General features: G+C 71.6%; 20 protein-coding genes, 1 tRNA gene and 1 pseudogene. 11 read left to right on the plus strand and 11 right to left on the minus strand.

The window, feature by feature from the left end; genetic code table 11:
- Positions 1 to 122 precede the first annotated feature (122 nt).
- From ACQE3L_RS10635 to ACQE3L_RS10645, 3 genes are all read left to right on the plus strand, one after another.
- Positions 123 to 1034, plus strand: coding sequence for a decarboxylating 6-phosphogluconate dehydrogenase (locus ACQE3L_RS10635; protein ID WP_426963759.1), 912 nt, complete (start codon positions 123 to 125; stop codon positions 1032 to 1034).
- A 140-nt stretch (positions 1035 to 1174) separates the two neighbouring features.
- On the plus strand, positions 1175 to 1726 hold the full coding sequence (locus ACQE3L_RS10640; protein WP_426963760.1) for a DUF7342 family protein: 552 nt from the start codon (positions 1175 to 1177) through the stop codon (positions 1724 to 1726).
- Positions 1727 to 1741: 15 nt separating this feature from the next.
- Positions 1742 to 2230, plus strand: a complete 489-nt coding sequence (locus ACQE3L_RS10645; protein WP_426963762.1) for a hypothetical protein — start codon at positions 1742 to 1744, stop codon at positions 2228 to 2230.
- 119 nt (positions 2231 to 2349) lie between these two features.
- Here the strand turns inward: ACQE3L_RS10645 and arcS are convergent, their stop codons facing one another.
- From arcS to ACQE3L_RS10665, 4 genes are all read right to left on the minus strand, one after another.
- Positions 2350 to 4119, minus strand: coding sequence for an archaeosine synthase subunit alpha (arcS, locus tag ACQE3L_RS10650; protein WP_426963763.1), 1770 nt, complete (start codon positions 4117 to 4119; stop codon positions 2350 to 2352).
- Positions 4120 to 4166: 47 nt separating this feature from the next.
- Positions 4167 to 5648 (minus strand): tRNA guanosine(15) transglycosylase TgtA, encoded by a 1482-nt coding sequence (gene tgtA, locus ACQE3L_RS10655; protein ID WP_426963764.1) that lies wholly within the window; start codon positions 5646 to 5648, stop codon positions 4167 to 4169.
- A gap of 650 nt (positions 5649 to 6298) precedes the next feature.
- The gene (locus ACQE3L_RS10660; protein WP_426963765.1) at positions 6299 to 6646 is read right to left on the minus strand and encodes a nuclear transport factor 2 family protein; all 348 of its coding nucleotides are present in this window, start codon (positions 6644 to 6646) and stop codon (positions 6299 to 6301) included.
- A 48-nt stretch (positions 6647 to 6694) separates the two neighbouring features.
- Positions 6695 to 7117 carry a cupin domain-containing protein gene (locus tag ACQE3L_RS10665; RefSeq protein ID WP_426963767.1) on the minus strand — a complete coding sequence of 141 codons (423 nt, stop codon included), beginning with the start codon at positions 7115 to 7117 and terminating at the stop codon, positions 6695 to 6697.
- Positions 7118 to 7247: 130 nt separating this feature from the next.
- Between ACQE3L_RS10665 and ACQE3L_RS10670 the strand changes: the two genes are divergently transcribed.
- On the plus strand, positions 7248 to 8447 hold the full coding sequence (locus ACQE3L_RS10670) for a M50 family metallopeptidase (RefSeq protein WP_426963768.1): 1200 nt from the start codon (positions 7248 to 7250) through the stop codon (positions 8445 to 8447).
- Between the two features lie 27 nt (positions 8448 to 8474).
- Here the strand turns inward: ACQE3L_RS10670 and ACQE3L_RS10675 are convergent.
- The 4 genes and pseudogenes from ACQE3L_RS10675 to ACQE3L_RS10690 form a co-directional block, all read right to left on the minus strand.
- A pseudogene (locus ACQE3L_RS10675) lies at positions 8475 to 10198 on the minus strand (HVO_2922 family protein).
- A 97-nt stretch (positions 10199 to 10295) separates the two neighbouring features.
- A tRNA-His gene (locus tag ACQE3L_RS10680) sits at positions 10296 to 10368 on the minus strand.
- Positions 10369 to 10766: 398 nt separating this feature from the next.
- Positions 10767 to 10931, minus strand: a complete 165-nt coding sequence (locus ACQE3L_RS10685; protein WP_426963769.1) for a hypothetical protein — start codon at positions 10929 to 10931, stop codon at positions 10767 to 10769.
- A gap of 50 nt (positions 10932 to 10981) precedes the next feature.
- Positions 10982 to 12016, minus strand: coding sequence for a succinylglutamate desuccinylase/aspartoacylase family protein (locus ACQE3L_RS10690; protein ID WP_426963770.1), 1035 nt, complete (start codon positions 12014 to 12016; stop codon positions 10982 to 10984).
- A 134-nt stretch (positions 12017 to 12150) separates the two neighbouring features.
- Between ACQE3L_RS10690 and ACQE3L_RS10695 the strand changes: the two genes are divergently transcribed.
- Positions 12151 to 12657 carry a DUF8056 family protein gene (locus tag ACQE3L_RS10695; protein ID WP_426963771.1) on the plus strand — a complete coding sequence of 169 codons (507 nt, stop codon included), beginning with the start codon at positions 12151 to 12153 and terminating at the stop codon, positions 12655 to 12657.
- A 60-nt stretch (positions 12658 to 12717) separates the two neighbouring features.
- Here ACQE3L_RS10695 and ACQE3L_RS10700 read toward each other — a convergent pair whose 3' ends face one another.
- The gene (locus ACQE3L_RS10700; RefSeq protein WP_426963772.1) at positions 12718 to 13677 is read right to left on the minus strand and encodes a DUF5787 family protein; all 960 of its coding nucleotides are present in this window, start codon (positions 13675 to 13677) and stop codon (positions 12718 to 12720) included.
- 79 nt (positions 13678 to 13756) lie between these two features.
- Between ACQE3L_RS10700 and ACQE3L_RS10705 the strand changes: the two genes are divergently transcribed.
- The 3 genes from ACQE3L_RS10705 (at position 13757) to ACQE3L_RS10715 (ending at position 15698) form a co-directional block, all read left to right on the plus strand.
- Positions 13757 to 14149, plus strand: coding sequence for a hypothetical protein (locus tag ACQE3L_RS10705; protein WP_426963773.1), 393 nt, complete (start codon positions 13757 to 13759; stop codon positions 14147 to 14149).
- The gene (locus tag ACQE3L_RS10710) at positions 14146 to 14754 is read left to right on the plus strand and encodes an NUDIX hydrolase (RefSeq protein ID WP_426963774.1); all 609 of its coding nucleotides are present in this window, start codon (positions 14146 to 14148) and stop codon (positions 14752 to 14754) included. The genes ACQE3L_RS10705 and ACQE3L_RS10710 overlap by 4 nt, the downstream gene beginning before the upstream one ends.
- Before the next feature lie 101 nt (positions 14755 to 14855).
- Positions 14856 to 15698 carry an NAD+ synthase gene (locus tag ACQE3L_RS10715; protein ID WP_426963775.1) on the plus strand — a complete coding sequence of 281 codons (843 nt, stop codon included), beginning with the start codon at positions 14856 to 14858 and terminating at the stop codon, positions 15696 to 15698.
- A gap of 31 nt (positions 15699 to 15729) precedes the next feature.
- Here the strand turns inward: ACQE3L_RS10715 and uppS are convergent, their stop codons facing one another.
- On the minus strand, positions 15730 to 16668 hold the full coding sequence (gene uppS / locus ACQE3L_RS10720; RefSeq protein WP_426963776.1) for a polyprenyl diphosphate synthase: 939 nt from the start codon (positions 16666 to 16668) through the stop codon (positions 15730 to 15732).
- 112 nt (positions 16669 to 16780) lie between these two features.
- On the opposite strand from uppS, the gene ACQE3L_RS10725 reads away from it, so the two are divergent.
- The 3 genes from ACQE3L_RS10725 to lwrS all read left to right on the plus strand — a co-directional run bounded on the left by ACQE3L_RS10725 (position 16781) and on the right by lwrS (position 18996).
- Positions 16781 to 18187 (plus strand): APC family permease, encoded by a 1407-nt coding sequence (locus tag ACQE3L_RS10725; RefSeq protein ID WP_426963777.1) that lies wholly within the window; start codon positions 16781 to 16783, stop codon positions 18185 to 18187.
- Positions 18188 to 18261: 74 nt separating this feature from the next.
- A complete protein-coding gene (locus tag ACQE3L_RS10730) occupies positions 18262 to 18537 on the plus strand; it encodes a 4a-hydroxytetrahydrobiopterin dehydratase (RefSeq protein ID WP_426963778.1) in 276 nt (91 codons plus the stop codon).
- Between the two features lie 24 nt (positions 18538 to 18561).
- Positions 18562 to 18996: an LWR-salt protein gene (gene lwrS, locus ACQE3L_RS10735; protein WP_426963779.1), complete on the plus strand. Its 435-nt coding sequence runs from the start codon at positions 18562 to 18564 to the stop codon at positions 18994 to 18996.
- 23 nt (positions 18997 to 19019) lie between these two features.
- Here lwrS and ACQE3L_RS10740 read toward each other — a convergent pair whose 3' ends face one another.
- A complete protein-coding gene (locus tag ACQE3L_RS10740) occupies positions 19020 to 20285 on the minus strand; it encodes an ornithine cyclodeaminase, nickel-pincer nucleotide-dependent (protein ID WP_426963780.1) in 1266 nt (421 codons plus the stop codon).
- Positions 20286 to 20295: the final 10 nt, after the last annotated feature.

The following is a 20295-nucleotide window of genomic DNA, read 5'->3' on the forward strand; positions in this document are numbered from 1 at the left end:
CGGTCCGCGCGGGCGATTTCTGTCGGCGGTTTCGCGGGTGAAAGCGTCGAGTTCACGCCGGAGTCCTCCCGTCGCTCCCCCGAACCGGAACCACTACCTCGGGGCACGCCGACCGCTCGCGTATGCAACTGGGCGTCATCGGACTCGGCCGCATGGGCCAGATCGTGGTGAACCGCTCGCTCGACGCCGGCCACGAGGTCGTCGCGTTCGACCTCTCCGCGGAGGCGACCGCGGAGGCGGCCGAGCGGGGCGCGGACCCGGCCGACTCGGTCGAGGATCTGTGTGACCGACTGGACGAGGGGAGCGGCGATGACGGCAAGCGGATCTGGCTGATGGTCCCCGCGGGCGACCCCGTGGACGGGACGCTCGCGGATCTCGATCCGCACCTCACGGACGCGGACGTGGTCGTCGACGGCGGCAACTCCCACTTCGAGGAATCGGTCCGCCGCGCGGAGGCGACCGAGGCGGCGTACCTCGACTGCGGCACCTCCGGCGGCCCGGCCAGCGCCGAGGCGGGCTTCTCGCTGATGGTCGGCGGTCCCGAGTGGGCCTACGAGGCGATGACGCCCGTCTTCGACGCGGTCGCGACCGGCCCGGACGGCCACGACCGCATGGGCGCGTCCGGCGCGGGGCACTACGTGAAGATGGTCCACAACGGCGTCGAGTACGCGCTGATGCAGGCGTACGGCGAGGGGTTCGAACTGCTCCACGACGGCCGCTACGACCTCGACATGGAGTCGGTCGCGCGGACGTGGAACAACGGCGCGGTCATCCGGTCGTGGCTCCTCGAACTCTGCGAGGAGGCGTTCGCGGAGGAGGGATCCGACCTCGGCGACGTGGCCGACCACGTCGCGGGCGGCTCCACCGGCACCTGGACCGTCGAGGAGGCGCTCGAACAGGAGGTTCCCGTGCCGCTCATCTACCAGGCGCTCGCGGAGCGGTTCGACTCGCGGAACGACGGCCGCTTCTCGCGCCGGCTCGCGAACCGTCTGCGGTACGGCTTCGGGCGGCACGAGGTGGCGCGGCAGGGGTAGGCGTTGGCGACCGGCTAGCTTCCATCTGTATCCCCTTTCGACCTCCGGACGCCTCTACTCGCAGCTTTCTCTCGATTATGCAAGGGTCCACAAACATATATGCGAGTAGGACACCAACATCGTTCCAAGAGGTGCCACGCATGTCCGAACCCTCGGAAGATGGGGTCCGATCGTGGACCGAGTCGATGAGCGCCCGCGAACGCATTCGAGCGGTCGCCGAGACGCTCCGCGAACCGCGGTCGATCAACTGGGTCAGCGAGCAGGCCGACGCCGCCTGGAGCACGACCAACGAGGAGCTCCAATCCCTCGTCGAGCAGGGCCAGTTGCGCCGCGTCGAAGCCGGCGAGACGACGCGCTACCAGCCGGACTACACGCGACTGCTCTTCGAGGAGATCCGCACGCTCATCGAGGAGAACACGCGCGAGGATCTCCGGAGCGAACTGGCGGCGATCACCGAGGAGATCGAGGAATGGCAGGCGACCTACGACGTCGAGACGTGGGAGGAGCTCGAACAGTCGCTCGCCGACGGGGACCTCGCGAGTGCCGAGCTTCGCGACCGCCGCGACGTCATCGCGTTCTGGCGCGAGAACGAGGCGGATCGTCGCCTCATCAAGCACGCGCTGGAACTCTACTCCGACGTCGAAGCCGCTCGCGAACGACTGACCGACGTGGCTGACCGGGCCACGAGCTAATCCTCCGCTCTCACGATGATCTTCCTCGCCGGTCGCGACCGCTATACGCAGCGGACCCTTCTCCGCGACGTCCACGACCGATTGACGAGGCAGGCCGGGTGTGAGACGGTGCAGTATCGCCCGTCCCGACGGCGGCCCCGGTACGTCATCGCGGATGTCGATCCGACGACGTTCCTGAGTGACGCGTACGACGCGGCGGCCGCACGACTGGAGATCCGCTTCTGGTACCCCGCCGGCGTCGACCACGAGTACTACCGCATCAACTGGGTCGAGCCGGACCGAAACCTGATGCTCGGGTTCCACCAGGACGCCGACCATCCGGATCTCGGGCCCTGCCACGTCCAACTCAACTACGACGACACGCCGGTCGATCGGCACAGCGCGGCGTTTCTCGATGAGCATCCACTCGCGGTCCTCGATGACCGACTTCAGCAGTTGCCAGCGCTGGCAGAGGCGGTTCGCTGGGACAACGGGACGCCCTCGCTTCCGACCTGGCCAGTCTAGATGGTGGCTCGGATTAGCGAACGCGGCGGACTGGCTCCGAACGAACCGTCAGGTTTCGGAGAACTCGACGAGCGGCGAACGACTCCCGCCCTCTCAGAAATTCCGCCGACCGCGCTCCCCTACTTCTCCTCGGAGTGCCGGATCTCGACCGCGATGCCGCGCGAGGAGTCGACCATTTCGGGGCCGCTCATGGACGCGCGGCCGACCGCGAACGCCTTCGGGCCCTCGACGACGACCTCGTCGCCGGGCCTGATGTCGTCGCTCGCGTCGAGGACGCCGGGCGCGAGCACCGAGCCGCGGGGGACGAAGCCGTCGATCTCGACGCGCTTGGTGGGGGCGTCGCTCTCCACCCAGCGCTTCCCGCCCGCGAGCGTGAACGAGAGGACGCCGTACTGCGGGACCATGGTGGCGAGTTGGGTGCCGTCGTCGCCGACGCCGTCGGTCCACGACTGGAGCTTGGGGTAGCGGCCGGTCGTCCGCAGGTCCGCGGGGAACAGCGCGTCGCCGGCGCCGTCGCCGAGCTGGTAGTCCGCCATCGCGCGGACGGTGGCGTGCTCGCGCTCGCGCTTGCGGTAGGCCTCCTCGCCCTGCAGCGCGGCGTTGAGCTCGCCGAGCGACTCGTCCGTCGTGGGGTGGTCGACGCAGGTGTACTCGAAGGGGGTGTCCACTTCGGCGGCGACGCGCTCGCAGATCTCGCGGTAGCCGTCCTCCGGGACGTGCGCGATCACGCGCGGGTAGTCGTTGCGCTCGAGGTAGCGCCGGAGCACCTCCGCGACGAACTCGATCTCGTCGCCGGACCAGTCGCCCGTGACGACGCTGTCGTAGTGCTGGGCGGGGTAGGTCGTCTCCAGCTCCTGCGGGACGACGCCGATGGGCGAGGTCATGGAGGCGACGTGGCCGCGCCACTGGATGGCGTCGTGGAACTGGCGGTGGCTCTGGGAGTCGGAGTAGGGCTTCGTCGCCGAGCAGGGGACCAGCACGAGCGGGTGGTCCGTCAGCCGGCTGCGGTAGCGGCTGGTGACGCGGTCCGCGAAGCGCTGGATCTCGACGCGCGAGAGGGTGTCCTCCGTCGCGGCCGTCAGCTCCGAATCGCGGATGAGCGGCGTCCGCTCCTCCAGGTACGCCCACTGGTCGTCCAGCCGGCGCATCGTCGCGGTGAGCCACTGGTCGTGGCGGGCCTGTCCCTCGACGTAGTCGCGGAGCCGCCCCTCGCGGATCCGGTGTCTGATCCGGCGCAGTTCGGCCTTCAGGGCGTTGACGTTGTGCGCGGCGCAGTCGGCGCGGTCGAACGCCTCCCGCGGCGTCGCACAGGCCGGACAGGCACAGGGGAGTCCCTCGAGGTCTTCCAGGAAGTACTCGCCCTCGTCGGTGAGGTACATCCCCTCCAGTCCCCTCGCGCGGGCCTTCGTCGCGTCCAGCAGGTCGACGCCCGCGTAGACGAGCGTCGCGGCGTTGCGCGGCGTGGCGACGCCGGACAGAAAGACGGCGGTGTCGGTGGGGAGCGTCTCGCGCACGTCGACGATCGCCTCGACGAACGCCGCGGCGTGGCCGACGAACCCCTCGGCGTCCGAGAGGAGGTAGGCGTCGGCGCCCACGTCGCGGGCGTCGTCCGCGGCCACGACCGCGGCGCTGGGGTAGTCCACGTCCGGGCCGTCGACCCGGAACGACTCCTTGACGGGGTCGCGGGTGCCGGCGGGGAACGCGCGATGCGGGAGGACGGTCAGCGCGTCGTCGTCGCCGTCGGGAACCTCCTGCTCGGCGGCCCAGAGGCTGCCCGCGTCCGCGAGGAAGGGGTCCGCGAGCGCCGGCGTCGTCACCGGGTCCGCGAGGCGCAACTCGCCCAGTCGGGCGGCGCCGTCGCGCTCGTGGACCTCGAAGTGGTCGGTCATACCCGTTCTCGACGGCGGACGGTCAATTGCGTTGCGTTCGCGCTTCGCTATCGGTGCAACTCGGCGAGGTTCTCCAGCGTCACCGCGTCCGGGACGGCCGCGAGCGCGCGCTCGTCCCAGTCGTCGTGGGCGAGGGTCACGTCGGCCTCGGGATTGGCGGCGACGAGTCGGGCGACGCCCGCCGCGGCCGCGCGCTGGAGGTCCGGGTCGGCGCGCTCGGGCACGGTCGCGGTGAGGGGATACGTCTCCGAGAGCGCCGCGGGCGCGGGGCCGAACGGCGGCCACACCCGCCACGCCTCGTCGAAGTCGTGGTCCGAGGGCGCCTTCGATTGCGTGAGCAGCAGGCTGTCGGGGACCGGCAGGCGTTCGATCCGGTCGTGGTAGCGCGCGACCTCGGGCCGGCGGGCCGACTCCCGCGAGAGGTAGAAGAAGCTCCCCTTCGAGACGGGGTCGTGGGCCTCCACCTGCTCGGCGTGGTCCAGAAGGGTCCGATAGCCGTCGAGCATCCTGGGGTGCCCGCGAGCGCGGCGCTCCACGAGCTCCATGAGGTTCCCCGACGCGATGGCCTGCTTGATCCGCCGCATCTCCTCGAAGGTGACGTGGAGGTTGTGCTCGGCGAGCAGGCGCTCCGTCTCGTCGTCGGGCGCGCCGCGGACGTCAGCGGGCGTGTGCTCGGCACAGACCGGACACGAGCAGGGGAAGTGGCGGAGCTCCTCCAGCTGCTCGGTACCGGAGACGGTGAGGTACCGGCCGTCACGGGCCATCAGCGCGTACGCCGCGGAGTCGAACAGGTCGCAGCCACAGGCGACCGCCAGCGCCAGCATCATCGGGTGGCCGGCGCCGAACAGGTGGACCGGCGCGGCGGGGCCCAGCCCGCGCTTCGCGCCCAGCACGGCCTCGACCATGTCCGCGTAGCGGTAGCCGTTCATCATCGGCACGACCGCGCCGACCGGGAACACGTCCAGGTCGGTCGCGGCCGCGTGGCTGCCCGCCTCCTCGCGCAGGTCGGGATACGTCGACCCCTGCACGGGCGCGTTGACCAGCATCTCGCCGGTGTCGACCGTCTCCGCCTCCGCGAGCGCGTCCTTCGTCTCCGCCAGGTCCGAGACGGCGGTCTCGCGGTCGACGTCCGGCGGCGTGGGGATGTCGACGGGCGTCCCGATGTCGGAGCCGATGGCGCGCTGGAACTCGAGGATCTCCTCGGTCGTCACGTCGATGTCGCCGTACTCCGCCAGCTGGAAGGAGCCGGAGTCGGTCATGATCGCGCCGTCGAAGCCGAGCAGCTCGTGGAGCCCCTCCTCCAGCGCACGCTCGCGAACGCGGTCGGTGTTCCTGATGATGTAGGAGTTGGTGATGAGGATCTCCGCGCCGAACTCCTCGCGGAGCCGCCGCGGTTCGATCGTGAGCACGTTCGGGTTGACGACGGGCAGGAGGGCGGGCGTCTCGACGGTCTGGTCCGCCCGCGGGACCTCCAGCCGGCCGAGCCGGCCCATCCCGTCGTGGTTCCGGACTTCGAACTGCTCGCGCATGGACGCAGTCGGTGAGGGGCGGCGGTAAGGATTGCGTTCGGGCGTGGACGGGGTTGGGGAGGTTTCCGTCTCGGTTGCTGGCTCTTTGGACGGCGATTGTTCTGTCTCAGTTGCGGATCCTGCTGATCGGGACGGCAACACCCAGAACGCCCCAGCCGGCTCTCCCGACGACGCGTTTTCTGTGTCTGCTACTGATCCTGCTGTTCGGGACAGCAACATCCAGAAAGCCCCAGCCGGCTCTCTGGACGACGTTTCTGTTTCTGTCGTAGCTCCTGCCGATCTGGACAGCACCACCCAGAAAGCCCCAGCTGGCTCGACCGGCCGCGGCACGCTCTGCGCTCCTCGCTCCCCGCACAGCTCGCTGCGGTGCTTGAGGCGCCGGGGCCGGGTCGAGCCGGCTGCCCCTTTCAGTCCCACCTCGCCCCGCTCCGCACCGTAGGCCTCGCACCTCCCCAACCTCGGCCGCGGGCCGGCCGCGAAACCGCAGCGCGGGACAACCCGCGTCCCGCTGGCCTCCAGCGTGCAGTAGCGCGCTGGAGACACCGCAGGCGGCCGGCCCGCGACCTCCCTCGCGCGCGTTTCTCGCGCGCGCCGACCGCCAGGTACGTGCTGTACAGCAGCGCTTCCGGTCTCGAAGGGTTGCACAACCGTCAGTCGTCGAGCGTCTCGGTGTACGTCTCCAGCGCCGCGACCGCGCCGTCCTCGAAGCCGAACACGTCGACGAAGGCGAACAGGTCCTCGCCGTCGGGGCCGCGGAGCCGCCCCCGTACCGCGACGCCGATCCCCTCGGGGTAGACGCCGTCGACCGCGTGCGTGGTGTCGGTCATCGGACGCTCGTCGCGCATGAACCGGACGAAGGCGCTTCGCCCCTCGAGGGTCCGGTCCGGCCGGTAGTGGACGAACTCCGGGCGAAGCAGGGCCGCGAGGCGGTCGTAGTCGCCGGCGTCGATGGCGTCGTAGTACGCCCGTGCCTTCGCCTCGGCGTCGGCCGGGGTCACGGTCGCGCCCCGCGCGTCCTCGTCTCCCCCGTCATCGCGGTCCCCCGATCACTCCTCCACGAGTTCGATGGCGTCGTCGCCGTGGGGCACCGTACAGAGGAACGCGGCCCGCGTCGTGCCGTCGTTCTCGTACCAGTGCTCGACGCCCGCGGGGATCAGCAGGGAGTCGCCCGGGCCGACGCGGTGCTCCTCGTCGCCGATACCCACCACGTAGTCGCCCGCCAGCACGTACTGGATGTGCTCGACCTCGTTGGTGTGGCGCGGGACGGTGCCGTCCGGTTCGATCAGGAACTTCCGGAGCGCGAAGTTCGGCGCGCCGTGCTCCTCGCCGATCAGGACGCCCTTCCCCATGCCGTCGGCCGCGCCGACCACTTCGTACTCGATCTCGCCGTCGCGTCGGATGACGGGTTCCGGTGCCGCGCCGCCGTCGGTGTCGCCGTCGGGGTCGGTGTCGCCGTCGGTGTCGCTCATACCTCCCCTCGCGGCCGGCGGGACTTATAAGGCCGGTTCGCCGGTCCGCGGCGCGTCGGGGAACGGTTTTTCGGCCGGCCGCGGCACCGCTCGCCCCGCCTTTATCAGCGCGGCCCGCCAATGGCGAGGCATGCGAGGTATCACGATCGGGCGCCTGTTCGGCATTCCGATCAAGCTCAACTGGACGTTCCTGCTTGTGTTGCCGCTGTTCGCGTACCTGATCGGCTCGGACGTGGCGGCCATCGCGACGGTCGTCAACGAGACGATGGGCGCGGGGATCGACGTCGCGTCGCTGGAGGCGGGGACGACCCCGTGGCTGATCGGGCTCGCGTCCGCGCTGGGGCTGTTCGCGGGCGTGCTCGTCCACGAGTTCGGTCACTCGCTGGTGGCGATACGCTACGGCTACGCCATCGACTCCATCACGCTCTGGCTCCTCGGCGGGATGGCCAACTTCGCCGAACTCCCCGAGGACTGGAAACAGGAGTTCTGGATCGCGGTCGCCGGTCCGATCACCAGCATCGGCGTCGGCGTGGTCTGTTACGGGCTGTTCCTCGCGACGCCCGCGGGCCTCGACCCGCTGCTTCTCGTGTTCGGCTATCTCGCCGTCCTGAACGTGGTGCTCGCCGTCTTCAACATGCTGCCGGCGTTCCCGATGGACGGCGGCCGCGTGCTCCGCGCGCTGCTCGCGCGCGGCAAGCCGCACGCGAAGGCGACCCAGCAGGCCGCGGAGGTCGGCAAGGTGTTCGCGTTCCTGCTCGGCATCATCGGGCTGTTCTCGAACCTGTTCCTGGTGCTTCTGGCCTTCTTCATCTACATCGCGGCCTCCGGCGAGGCCCAGCAGACGACGCTGAAGGCGGCCTTCCAGGACGTGCAGGTCGCGGACGTGATGACGCCCCGCGAGGACCTGGACGTGGTCTCCGAGGAGACGACCGTCGCGGAGCTGGTCGACCGGATGTTCCGCGAGCGCCACACCGGCTACCCGGTGCTGGACGGCGACGACCTCGTCGGCCTCGTCACGCTCGAGGACGCCCGCGAGGTCCGCGAGGTGGAGCGGGACGCCTACGAGGTGGCCGAGATCATGGAGCGGGACATCAAGAGCGTCACGCCCGACACCGACGCGATGGAGGCGCTCCGACTGCTTCAGGAGCACGGCGTGGGGCGCCTGCCGGTCATCGACGCGAACGGCAACCTCGTCGGACTCGTCTCGCGGACGGACCTGATGACCGCGTTCAACGTGATCCAGACCGGCGGTCGCCCGGCGTCGCTCCGGCAGCGCGTGCTTCCGAGCGAGGGCGCCGCCGGCTCCGACGACGCCGGGCCGCTGCGGTGAGGCGCGCGCCGACGAGCAGCGCCGCGGTCAGTCCTCCGTCTCCTCCTGGTCGGCGCCGGGCGCGTTGCGCTTGACGCCGTCGACCGCGTCCTCCGCGGCCGACCGCGAGGCGTACCCCTCGCCCGAGTCCGCGAGGATGTTGCCGTTGCGGTGGCGGAGCCGCCAGCGCCATTCGCCGCCCTGGTCCTCGTACACCTCGAAGGCGGCGTCCTCGACGTCGAGCACGTCGGCCTCGGGCGCGTAGTCGCGGACGCGGTCGACCGCCTCGCGCGCGCCGCGCTCGTCGGCGTAGCCCTGCCCGGAGTCGGCGATGATGTTCCCGTTCTCGTGTCGGAGCCGCCAGCGGTACTTCCCGCGCTTGTCCTCGAAGACCTCAAACGTTGCACTCATGGAACGTGTTACCGTGTCTCGATACTCACATAAAGGTGTGCGCCGGGGTCGGGAAACCGGTCGACGGACCGGCCGCCTCAGACGTTCTCGACGTCGGCGTCGGGCGCGTTCGACCGGACGCTGTCGAGTCCCTGTCGGGCCTTCGAGCGCGAGGAGTAGCCCTCGCCGGAGTCCGCCAGCACGTTGCCGTTCTCGTGGACGAGCCGCCAGCGGTGGTCGCCGGCCGCGTCGCGGTAGATCTCGAAGGCTGCGGGGTCGATCCGGAGGTAGTCGGCGCCCGCGACGTGCTCGCGGACGCGGGCGGTCGCGCGCTTCGCGTTCGACTTCGAGGCGTACCCCTCGCCGGAGTCACCGATGACGTTGCCGTTCTCGTGGCGGAGCCGCCAGCGCCAGCCCCCCTCGGCGTCCTCGAACAGTTCGAAGGTGGCCCGGCTCGCCACGTCCTCGTCCTCCGTGGGGACCGCCACGTCGGGGTCGTCCGCGTCAGCGGGCACCGGCTCCGCGTCCGCCTCGCCGGACTCGACAGCGCCGTCCTCCTCAGCGTCGGACGCATCCTCCTGGCCCTCGTCGGGCTCGATCCGGAGCACGCCCGCGCCGAACGCGTTCCGCATCACGCTGTGCATCCCCTGCTGGGCCTTCTGTCGGCTGCTGTATCCCTGCCCGGAGTCGGCGATGACGTTGCCGTTGCGGTGGCGCAGCCGCCAGCGCGTCTCGCCCGCGCGGTCCTCGTAGAGCTCGAAGCGCGCGCGGCTGGTCCGGAGCGTCTCCAGCTCGGCGCTGGCGGCGGCCAGCTCCTCTTCCAACTCGCGGACGCGCGTCTGCGTCTCCTCCAGCTCCGCGGCCGTTTCGTCGAGCTCCGCGGCGGTCTCCTCCATCTCCGCGGCGGTGCCGGCCGACTCCTCGCGGAGCGTCTCGACCTCCTCGTACACCGGGTCGGTGACCATCGGGACGACCGCGCCGGCCAGTCCGATCAGGACGATGCCGGCGGCGTAGAGCGCGTTGACCACGCCGTTGCCGCCGCTTCGCGACCATCCGTCCGGGAAGACGACGAGGAAGTAGACGACCGCGAGCGCGGTCAACAGCGTTCCGAGCGCCGCGAGCGTCGTCGCCGACCGGCGCAGCGGGAACCGGACGACCGCCCCGAGCATCGCAAGCGGCGGCGAGAGCGCGACCAGCGCGTACCCGAGCGCCCGAACGCCCGTTCGCGGCTCCGTCAGGGCGAAGACGATCACGCCGAGGGCGCCACACAGCACCCCCAGCGCGAACAGCCAGTAGCCGCGGACCTCGTCGTCGGTCCGCGCGGTCCCGATGCGGTCCTCGTACAGTTCGGCGAGCGTTCCGGATGGTTTGGCATCAGACATGTGGGATAGGATCGACTTGTGGCTACTTACCTATATGGGTGGGTCACGTGTCAAAAATCAAAAACGCCGCGCCTAAGCGGCCGATCGCTCGGAGAAGGTCCGGGTGCGAGAATCGAACCCGCGTCTCAGCCTCCACAAGGCTGAAGGATAGTCCACTACCCTAACCCGGACGCGCATTTCTGCGTACCGCGCTGTGACGGATATACGTTACGAATCGGGGGGCGCGTGCGAAGCGCGACCACGGGACGGGCGGGTGGTCGGCGGCGCCGCTCCGAGTGACGATGGACGAAAGGACAGACGGCCGCCCCGGGCGGGGGTCGGGGCGGCTGGGGGACGCGCCGCCGCGGTCGCGGGCGAGCGCGGTCGCGAATGGGCGCGTCCGGTGGGGAACGGGTGATGCCCACGGCGTTCCCCGGCGGCCGACGTGCGTCGGCCGAGTGCGGGACGCGGAGACCGTCCCGCAGCCGGCGACTATCGACGCCGGCGTCCCGAACGGCAGCAGCCACGCGGCGTTCGGGAGCGGGCCGCGGCCGGACCGACGGAGACGGTCGGCCGGGCCCGAAGGTGGTCAGTCGTGTGTGAGCGTCCGCGCGTTCCGACCACCCCCTCCCCGGACGTACGGCTCGTCACGCTGCACGCGGCGCTCGGCGGGACGGCACCGCTCGGACGGCCCGACAGGGTGAACGTCGACGCGCTCGACGACGGGGCGTCGCCGATCGACCGTGGTGTTCACACTGGTTTAGGTGGGCCTAATCTACATAAGCGTTTCTGTTTTTGGTCGCCCTAAACGCTACCGGCCGCGCGCTCCAGCACCTCGGCGACGCCGACGAGGGTACCGCCCGCGGTGACGGTCGCCTCGCGGGCGACCGAGTAGGCGATCCCCGCGCGGTCGGTGCGAGCGACCTGCAGCGTCTCGTAGGTCGTGGGGTCGTACAGCGTCCCCACGCGCTCGTCCGCGGCGACCGCGTCGCCGGTGGAGAGGTCCTCGCGGGGGACGAACAGCCCCGAGTCGGCCGCCCGGACGCGCCCGAGGTGGTTCTTCGCGACCGTTCCGGACCATTCGGCCGCCTCGCCCGCGAGCACGCCGGCGTGTCGCAGCGCGCTGAGGGTTCCCGCGACTCCCACCTCGACCGCGTCCTCGACGACCTCCCGGCTGTGGGCGAGTTCGGGCGTTATCGTGGGGATCCCCTCGCGGGTGGCGGCGACGCGGAGTTTGCCCCCGAAGTCGCGCTCGGCCCACTCCGTGTCGGCGTCGTCGCCCGCGGCCTCCGCGAGCAGGAGGTCCGTGCCGAACGCCTCCGCGAGCGCCCGACACTCCTCGTCGCCGCGCATGTAGACGGTGTGGGTCAGCATCGTCGGCGAGCCGGTGTGGAGGTCGACGATGGCGTCCGCCCCGCCCGCGTACGCCCACAGCTTCGCGGCCATGCGCTCGTGGATCGTCCCGTCGGCGTCGCCCGGCCAGCATCGGTTCATGTTCCCGTTGACGGAGTCGAGCGCCTCCGGCGTCGTGTAGGAGACGCGGTCGAACGTCAGCGGGTCCGCGACCGGCACGGCGACCAGCGTTCCGGAGAACTCGTCCCCCGCCTCACCGCCGACGAGGCGCTCGTGGAGTCGGCGGAGCACTTCAGCGCCGTTCACCTCGCGGCCGTGCTGGGCCGCCTGCGCGTAGACGATCGGACCGTCGGCGTCCGCGATCCGGGTGGGGTCGGTCGCGTCCTCGCCGTGCTCCGCGACCGCCTCGCCGTAGACGTGAACCGTCGTGCGGATCGGGACCCCGGAGGGAAGCCGCGCGAGCGTGAGCTCCTGTGCGGTGTGCATGTCCGGGGCCTCGGCCCGCCCGGCCTTATAAGACCGGCTCGCGGCGAGAGGGCGACCTCCGGACGCCGCGGCGCGAGGAAGCCGACGACCCCGTCCCGCGGGGGTTAAGCCGCGGAGGATCCTACTCCGGGGCGATGCTCGACAGCTACCGGGGCGCCCTCGGGGCGATCCCCTACGCGCTGTTCGCGAGCCGGTCGTGGCTCTTCCGGGTCTACGTCCTCGTCGGGACGGCCGCGGCGGCGCTGATCGCCGTCGTGATGACGCTCGCGCTCGTCGTGGAGATGGGCAACACCGAGGACCTGACGACCGGCGGGCTCGCGTCGTTCACGCGCACGCTGTTCGTCCTCGCGGGCTTTCTGACGGCCGGGCCGCTGCTGGCGCCGACGCTTCTGGTCGCCAGGCGCCACCGCCGCGAGGAGTCGGTCGACGACCGCTACGACGCCGCGCTCGCGCTCGCCGGGTTCGGCTTCCTCGCGTCGATCTACCTCGCGCTGCTGATCTCCGCGCCCGCCGAGCTACGCGAACCGACGACCTCCGCCGTCGTCGGCGCGCTCTATGCGGCCCCCTCCGCGCTCGCGGTCGTCCCGCCGCTCCTCGCCGCGACGGCCATCGCGGCGGTCCACCGGCGGCTTCACGACTGACCGATCCGGCGCGACCGACGGGCCGCCATCACGCGTCGCGCCGCCCGTGCCCGGCTGCCGTCACTCGCCGAACCGCCCCAGCCCCGCCTGTCGTCGCGGCCCGACGCCGTCGGGGTCCGCGACCCACGCGCTCCGGGCGTCACGGAGCGCCGCGAGGTCCGCGTCCGGTCCCTCGTCCGCCTCGAACGCCGGACAGCCCTCGCCGCACTCGCCGCCCGGGTGGACCACGCGGTCGAAGTGCTCGCACCGGGGGCGGCCGTCCGCGGTGACCGCGGCCCGGGCGCACGCCGGCGGCGCCGGCCGCCACCCCTTGCCGTATGCGCGCTCGGCGATCCGACGGCGCTTGCGGGCCTTCGCCGCGGCGTCGACGAGCGCCACGTCGGTCCGGAGGCCGCGCTCCTCGCGGATCTCCACGCCCGGCTCGGTCGGGTCAAGCGGCGTGGCCTCCCGGACCACCTCGCGCTCGCCCGTCTCGGGATCGAAGCGCCAGACGCCGACCGAGTCGGGGATCCGGTTGAGGTGCGCGCGGGTGACGTAGGAGGCGGTCGCGAGCACCACCTCGTCGAACAGGCCGAGCGCGACGTCGAAGCGCAACTGCGCCTCCAGGTCGCCCGGCCGGCCGAGGTCGGGTTTGTTCTCGACCGCGGTCAGCGACCCGACCCAGTCGCCGGGGTAGCGCGCGGTCGCGCGGACGCAGTCGACCCCGTCGCGCCGCTCGCGCTCGAGGTAGCCCGCCTCGACCGCCGCGTCCACGATCCCCGCCGCGCGTCCGGGGTCCGTCTCGAAGGCGTCGCGGACCGGGACCGCCGTGCCGGGACCGACGGGCGCCTCGACCGCCGCGGGCGGGATCGTGTCGGACGCGACGGCGGCGCGCTCGTCGAACCCCGGCCCGGGCTCCAGCAGGCAGACGTCGACGACGCGGGACCCGGGCGCGGCGACCGCGGCGCCGAGCTGGCGCGCGACGACGCGGTCCGGCGACTCCAGGGCCGCACACAGCGCCAGTTCGAACCGGTACTCCACGAATGGGGGACGGGCGCGAACCGGCTAAAGCGCGTCGGCGTTGCGAAACCCGTATTCGCCCGTCGGCCCAAGCGGTGCCATGCGCCGGGTCACGCGGAACCTGATCGTCGTCATCGCGCTGGTCGTCGTCGGTCTGCTCGCGCTCGGGGCGCTGCCGGGGTACCTCGGCACCGGCGAGCCCTATCACCTCGTCGTCGAACCGACCGACGAGGAGGGGCCGGCGGTCAACGTCACGGACGTCTCCGAGCGCCGCTACCCCTACCTCACGGGCGCGCTCGCGAGCGAGGACGGCCGCTCGGAGGGGTACCAGACCGGCCCCTACGGGCTGAAGGAGTCGTTCACGCACACGCCCTTCGACGAGGTCGACGCGCTCTCACAGCGCGTGCCCGAGGCGGTCGTCGCGGAGGGCCGCGTCCGGATCGAGTACGAGGGGAACCGCTATTACGCGACCGTGCGGCGGGAGTCCGCATGAGCGACGACCGCGACAGGACCGCAGACCTCCGCGACCACCCCGCGTTCGCGGACGGGCGGAAGCACTCGCTGCCGGGCGCGCCGGAGTGGCCCGTCGAGGAGGTCGCCGTCGAGTACGAGACCGGCTGGATCACCGCGGGCTACGACCGCGTCGAGCAGCCGGACGGCAGCCTGAAGGACTACTACTGGGCGGAGCTGCCGCCGGCGACCGTCGTGGTCGCGGTGGCCGAAGGGGAGGTGCTGTTCGTCGAGCAGTACCGGCCGACGGTCCGGGAGACTCACCTCGAACTCCCCGCGGGCATCGTCGAGCGGGGGGAGTCGTTCACCGCCGCGGCCGAGCGCGAGCTGGCCGAGGAGACCGGCTTCGCGCCCGGGTCGACGAGCCTGCTGCAGGAGACGTGGTGTTCGACCGGCGCGCTCAGACACAAGCGCGGGTACGTCTTCGCGGCGGACCTGGAGCCGGTCGAGCGCGCGCTCGACACGAACGAGTTCCTGATCCCGCGGACGGTGCCGGTCGAGGAGGCGGTCGAGGTCGCCCGCGAGCCGCCGACGAACGACGCCACCCTCGAGGGGCTGCTGTTGGCCGAACACGAGGGGCTGCTGTAGGCGCGTCGTGGCGCCACGAGAACCGCCCAGAACCGGACGTTCGTCCACGTCCGACCGGCCGGCGAGTGCTTATTAGTCGCCCCGCGCCGAACCGTCGCCCGATGACTCAGCGCTCGGACAAGTCGGTGCTGCTGTCGGCGGAGCCGCCGCTCGACCTGCGGCTCTCGGAGGAGGAACTGGCGGCGACCCGCGACCGGATCGTCTCGTTCATCGCGGAGACGGTCGACGCCGCGGGCGCCGAGGGCGCGGTGCTCGGGCTCTCGGGCGGGATCGACTCCACGCTCACCGCCTACCTCGCGGTCGAGGCGCTCGGCGAGGAGGCGCTCCACGGGATCACGATGCCCTCGGAGGTGAACGACCCGGACGTGATGAGCGACGCGGAGCGCGTCGCCGCGAACCTCGGCATCGAGTACGACGTGATCGAGATCGGTCCCATCGCGGACGGGTTCTTCGAGGCCGTCCCGGAGGCGGCCGCCGACCGCACCGCGAAGGGGAACGTCTTCGTCCGCACGCGGGCGGTGCTCAACTACTTCGTCGCCAACGCCGAGGACCGGATCGTCCTCGGCACGGGCAACCGCTCGGAGGCGATGACGGGCTACTTCACGAAGTACGGCGACCAGGCGGTCGACTGCAACCCCATCGGCAACCTCTACAAGATGCAGGTGCGCCAGCTGGCCGCCCACGTTGGCGTCCCCCACGACCTGGTGATGCAGACCCCGACCGCGGGGATGTGGACCGGCCAGACCGACGAGGCGGAGCTGGGGATCGACTACGACACGCTGGACGCGATCCTCGCGTGCCACGTCGACGGCCCGCTCTCGCGGGCGGCCACCGCCCGCGAACTCGGCGTCGAGCCGGCGCAGGTCGACGCGGTCGTCGAGCAGGTGCAGTCGACCGCCCACAAGCGCGCGATGCCGCCGGCTCCGGCGTCGACGCGGTTCTGAGGGCGACGACCGATCCTCGAAGGCGTGGGGGTCAGTCGACCGTCTCCTCGCTCGCGGCGTCGTGGCGCGCCACCTCGTCGGCCAGCCGGTCGGCCGCGCCGCTCGGGAGCTGCTCGCGGAGCCGCCCCGCGACCGACCGGGCCTCCGAGAGCTCCGCCTCCGCGACCGCGCGCACCAGCGCGACCGCCCGGTCCGTGCGCGCGCGCTGCCACGACTCCTCGCGCGACTCGTAGGTGCGGACCGCCCGCAGGAAGTCGATCCGCGAGAACTCCGGCCAGTAGGGGGCACAGAAGAACACCGCGGCCTCGTTGCCGTTGGCGTGCCACGGCAGGAAGTTGGAGGTGCGCTCGTCGCCGCCGGTCCGGACGATCAGGTCCACGTCCCGGACCGGGCGGCGGTAGAGCCGGTCCTCGACCTCCGCCAGGTCCACGGCCGCGGGGTCGAGGTCGCCCGCCGCCACGTCGCTCGCCACGTCCCGGGCGGCACACAGCAGCTCGTTCCGGCCGCCGTACGCGAGCGCGACGTTGAGCCGGAACTCGTCGTACCCCGCTGTTCGCTCCTCGGCGTACGCGACCGCCTCGCGCACGCGGTCGGGGAGTCGGTCCACGTCGCCGATGGCGCGGATGCAGACCTCCCGCTCGTGGACGCGGTCGGCGTCCGCGAACTCGCGGAGCTTGTCCTCCAGCAAGTCGAACAGCGGCTCCAGCTCCTCGTCAGGGCGGTCGAAGTTCTCCGTCGAGAAGGCGTACAGCGTCAGCTCGGCCACCTCGAGGTCGGCACACCAGTCCAGCACCTGCTCGGTGGTGGAGGCGCCGGCGCGGTGGCCCTCCGGCGCGTCCTCGCCCTGCTCGCGGGCGTACCGCCGGTTGCCGTCCTGGATGATCGCGACGTGCGTGGGAGTCTCGCCGATCTCTCGCCGCAGCAGCCGCTCGTAGGCGCGCTCGAAGCCGCCGCGGAGCCGGGAGAGCATACGTCCGCTCGAAGACGCGCGGTCAGGATAGGCCTTGTGTGTCACGCGGTCGCGTGTGCCGATGCCGGGCCGCCACCGGACTTTTGGCCGCCCGCGGCGACCCTGCGAACGCATGGGCGGCGACGATCTCGGGCTGACCGAGGCGGTGTCGATCGCGCTCGGCGGGATGATCGGCGGCGGCATCTACGCGGTCCTCGGCGTCGTCGCGGGGATCACGCGGGCGGCGTGGGTCGCGTTTCTCGCGGCCGGCGTCGTCTCGCTGTGTGCCGGCTACTCGTACACCCGCCTCAACGCGATGACGGACAACAGCGGCGGCTCGGTGACGTTCGTCCAGTGCTACCTCGGCAACTCCGACCTGGCGGGGATGCTCGGCTGGACGCTGCTGTTCGGCTACGTCGGGTCGATGGCGATGTACGCGTTCGCGTTCGGCGAGTTCGCGGTGTCGTTCGTGGGCGTCCCCGTCTCGGTCGGCGGCGTCCCCGCGCGCCCCGTCGTCTCCGTGCTCGCCGTTGCCGGATTCGTCGCGCTCAACCTCGCCGGCGCGCGCACGTCGGGGAGCGCGGAGAACCTCCTCGTGGCGGCGAAGGTGGCGATACTCCTCGCGTTCGGCGCCCTCGGCGTCGCCTACGCGCTCGGCGCCGCGCCGCGCACCGGGCTCGCCTTCGGGGTCGGCGAGCTCTCGAGCGTCGGTCCGGTGGTGGCGGCCGCGGTCTCGTTCGTCGCGTTCCAGGGGTGGCAGCTGCTGTTCTACGACCAGGAGTCGATCGCCGACGCGGAGCGGACCATCCGGCGGGCGGTGTTCGTCGCGATCCCCGCCGCGGTGCTCGTCTACGTCCTCGTCGCGGTCGTCACGGTGAGCCTCGCGCCGGGCGCGCTGGAGAGCCACCCGCACCTCGCGCTCAAGGACGCCGCGCGGACGATGCTGACCCCCTACGGCCTCGGCGCGCTCGGCGGGACGGTGCTGGCGCTGTCGGCGCTGTTCTCCACCGGCAGCGCGATCAACGCGACGATGTTCTCCTCGGCGCACCTCGCGAAGGGGATGCTCGACGACGACCTGCTGCCGGACCGCGTGGGCGACGGCGACGCGAACGGCGCGCCGGAGCGGACGCTGGCCCTCCTGGGCGCGGTGACCGCCGCGTTCACCGCGGTCGGCAGCCTCAACGCGATCACGTCGTTCGCGTCGCTGTCGTTCATCGTCGTGTTCGGCGCGATGAGCCTGCTCTGTCTCCGCGAGCGGGACCACGAGTCGGTCCACCCGGCCCCGCCCGCGGTCGGCGCGCTCGGCGCCGGGCTGTTCCTCCCGCTGATGGCGAACAACCTGCGGACCCGCGAGCCCGAGACGTTCTCGGCCGTCCTCGTGCTGGTCGTTCTCGTCGTCGGCGTGGAGCTGCTCTACTTCAAACACGAGGCGCTCGAGCGGCGGGTGGTTCCGATCGAGTCCGAGCGGATCGACGACGCCCTCGACGGCGCGCTCGACGACGCCATCGAGGAGTTCGCCGAGCGGTCCGACGAGGAGTAGCCCACCGAACCGGCCGGAGGGCCGACGAGGGGGGCGCCCGAACGCTTAACCCCTCCCGAGCGCACGCCACGCACATGGCCGAACGACTCGACGACGACGCGGTCGACCGGCGGCTCCCGGAGGGCTGGGAGCGGGACGGGGACGAGATCGTCCGCGTCTACGAGTTCGACGACTACCTCGACGGCGTCTCCTTCGCCGGGACCGTCGGCGAAGTGGCCGAGGAGGCGTTTCATCACCCGGAGATCGTCGTCCGGTACGGGGAGGTCGAGGTGCGCTTTACCACCCACGAGGCCGGCGGTATCACCGAGAAGGACCTCCGCCTCGCCGGCCTCTGTAACGACGAGTACTGATCGCCGCCCGGACGCGTCCCGACCATGAACGCCGCTTACGTCTTCACCGTCGAGTTCCGCCTGGAGCCGGACGGCGTCCGCGTGTCGCCGAACCGCTTCGAGACGACGATGGAGATCCCCGCGCCGACGCCGCCGACGGCCTCCGAATCCGGCCCCGAGTCGGGGGACGGTTCCGGCGGCGCGTCCGCGGGCGCCGACGCCGCGGCGTCCGACTGGCGGTTCTTCCGCGACCGGCTCTGGCGCGGCGAACTCGGCGCTCCGGAGCGGTTCCGGTCGGTCGCGAGCGACCGGCTCGGCGTCGAGGTGACCGCGGTCACGTTTCGAGAACTGCGCACCGACGAGGCGTACCTCGACGCGCTCCGCGAGTCGGTCGCCGCGAATCTCGAAGACTTCCGCGCCGAGAGCGTCGACGACGCCCTCCACAAGTACCTCGGCTCCTCGATCCACGTCCGGGACTGAGCCGGAACCGAGGTGGGCCCGATTCAGTCGTCGGCCACGCCGAGGTCCGTCTCCCCCTCGATCACGTACTCCGCCAGCGTGGGGACGAAGGTGCCGATGTCGGTGACCATGCCGACCGCCTGCGCGGAGCCCCGGTCGAGCAGCTGCGTCACCGTGGCGGGGTTGATGTCCACGCAGACCGTCTTCGTCGTGGAGGGGAGACAGTTGCCGACCGCGACCGAGTGCAGCAGCGTCGCGAGCATCAGGACGATGTCGGCCTCGCGGGCCTGTTCGCGGATGGCGTCCTGGGCCGCGACCGCGTCGGTGATCGTGTCCGGCAGCGGGCCGTCGTCGCGGATCGACCCCGCGACCACGTAGGGAACGTCCTGCTGGACGCACTGGTACATCACGCCCTCGGTGACGAGTCCCTCCTCCACGGCGGGCTCGATGCCCCCCGCGCGGATCACCTCGCTTATCGCCCAGATGTGGTGTTTGTGGCCCTTCCGGGGGTGTTCGAGCGTCTCGACGTTCATTCCGAGCGAGGTGCCGTAGATGGACCGCTCCATGTCGTGGGTGGCGAAGCCGTTGCCGACCGAGAGCGCGTCGACGTAGCCGGCCTCGACCAGTCGCGCGAGGTCGTCGCCGGCGCCGGAGTGGATCACCGCCGGGCCCGCGACGACGAGGACGTTGCCGTCGTCGGCTTTCACCTCGCGGATCTCCTCGGCCACTTCGCGGATGGTCGACTCGGAGGGGCGCTCCGCCGAGACGCCGCCCTGCATGAAGCCGAACGCGCCCTCGCCGCCGCGGGGGCGTTCGGGGGGGTTGACGCGGATCCCCGCCTCGTCCGTGGCGATCAGGTCCCCCTCCTCGACCGCGTTGAGCACCTTCGTGTACGCGCGCGGCCCGCCGTCGGGACCGCCCTCGGGGTCGACGACGAGCGCGCAGTCCATCTCGATGTGCTCGACCGGGAGCCACTCGCCCTCGTAGCGCACCTCCGTCGGGTGGTTCGTCGTGGAGTAGAAACTCGGCGGCACGACGCGGTCGTCGGGCGCCGCGACGAGCGTGGCGTCCGGCGGGTTCTCCAGTACCGCCCCGTTCTGGTGGAGCTCGTGGAGGATCTCCTTCAGCGTCGCCTCGTCGTCGGCCGACACCGCCATCCGGCAGTAGGACTCCTCGTCCTCGTGGCGTCCCACGTCGAACTGCTCCACGTCGAAGGAGCCGCCGAGATCCATCACCGCCGCGAACGCGCGCTGCATCGTCCCCGAGTCGATGATGTGGCCCTCAAGCTCGACCGTGCGCGTGACCGTCATACCCGTCACT

Origin of the sequence: Haloparvum alkalitolerans, from assembly GCF_050122995.1 — an archaeon.
In the GTDB taxonomy this organism is placed as follows: Archaea; Halobacteriota; Halobacteria; order Halobacteriales; family Haloferacaceae; genus Haloparvum; species Haloparvum alkalitolerans.

Excerpts from the sequence above, each read along its gene's own strand:
- ACQE3L_RS10695 (WP_426963771.1), top strand. The coding sequence starts at position 12,151 with ATGCTCGACAGCTACCGGGGCGCCCTCGGGGCGATCCCCTACGCGCTG.
- tgtA (WP_426963764.1), bottom strand. The coding sequence starts at position 5,648 with ATGCGCGAGCAGTTCGAAGTCCGGAACCACGACGGGATGGGCCGGCTC.
- ACQE3L_RS10665 (WP_426963767.1), bottom strand. The coding sequence starts at position 7,117 with ATGAGCGACACCGACGGCGACACCGACCCCGACGGCGACACCGACGGC.
- ACQE3L_RS10740 (WP_426963780.1), bottom strand. The coding sequence starts at position 20,285 with ATGACGGTCACGCGCACGGTCGAGCTTGAGGGCCACATCATCGACTCG.
- ACQE3L_RS10710 (WP_426963774.1), top strand. The coding sequence starts at position 14,146 with ATGAGCGACGACCGCGACAGGACCGCAGACCTCCGCGACCACCCCGCG.
- uppS (WP_426963776.1), bottom strand. The coding sequence starts at position 16,668 with ATGCTCTCCCGGCTCCGCGGCGGCTTCGAGCGCGCCTACGAGCGGCTG.
- ACQE3L_RS10670 (WP_426963768.1), top strand. The coding sequence starts at position 7,248 with ATGCGAGGTATCACGATCGGGCGCCTGTTCGGCATTCCGATCAAGCTC.
- ACQE3L_RS10645 (WP_426963762.1), top strand. The coding sequence starts at position 1,742 with ATGATCTTCCTCGCCGGTCGCGACCGCTATACGCAGCGGACCCTTCTC.
- ACQE3L_RS10690 (WP_426963770.1), bottom strand. The coding sequence starts at position 12,016 with ATGCACACCGCACAGGAGCTCACGCTCGCGCGGCTTCCCTCCGGGGTC.
- lwrS (WP_426963779.1), top strand. The coding sequence starts at position 18,562 with ATGAACGCCGCTTACGTCTTCACCGTCGAGTTCCGCCTGGAGCCGGAC.
- ACQE3L_RS10640 (WP_426963760.1), top strand. The coding sequence starts at position 1,175 with ATGTCCGAACCCTCGGAAGATGGGGTCCGATCGTGGACCGAGTCGATG.
- ACQE3L_RS10730 (WP_426963778.1), top strand. The coding sequence starts at position 18,262 with ATGGCCGAACGACTCGACGACGACGCGGTCGACCGGCGGCTCCCGGAG.
- arcS (WP_426963763.1), bottom strand. The coding sequence starts at position 4,119 with ATGACCGACCACTTCGAGGTCCACGAGCGCGACGGCGCCGCCCGACTG.
- ACQE3L_RS10635 (WP_426963759.1), top strand. The coding sequence starts at position 123 with ATGCAACTGGGCGTCATCGGACTCGGCCGCATGGGCCAGATCGTGGTG.
- ACQE3L_RS10725 (WP_426963777.1), top strand. The coding sequence starts at position 16,781 with ATGGGCGGCGACGATCTCGGGCTGACCGAGGCGGTGTCGATCGCGCTC.
- ACQE3L_RS10715 (WP_426963775.1), top strand. The coding sequence starts at position 14,856 with ATGACTCAGCGCTCGGACAAGTCGGTGCTGCTGTCGGCGGAGCCGCCG.
- ACQE3L_RS10705 (WP_426963773.1), top strand. The coding sequence starts at position 13,757 with ATGCGCCGGGTCACGCGGAACCTGATCGTCGTCATCGCGCTGGTCGTC.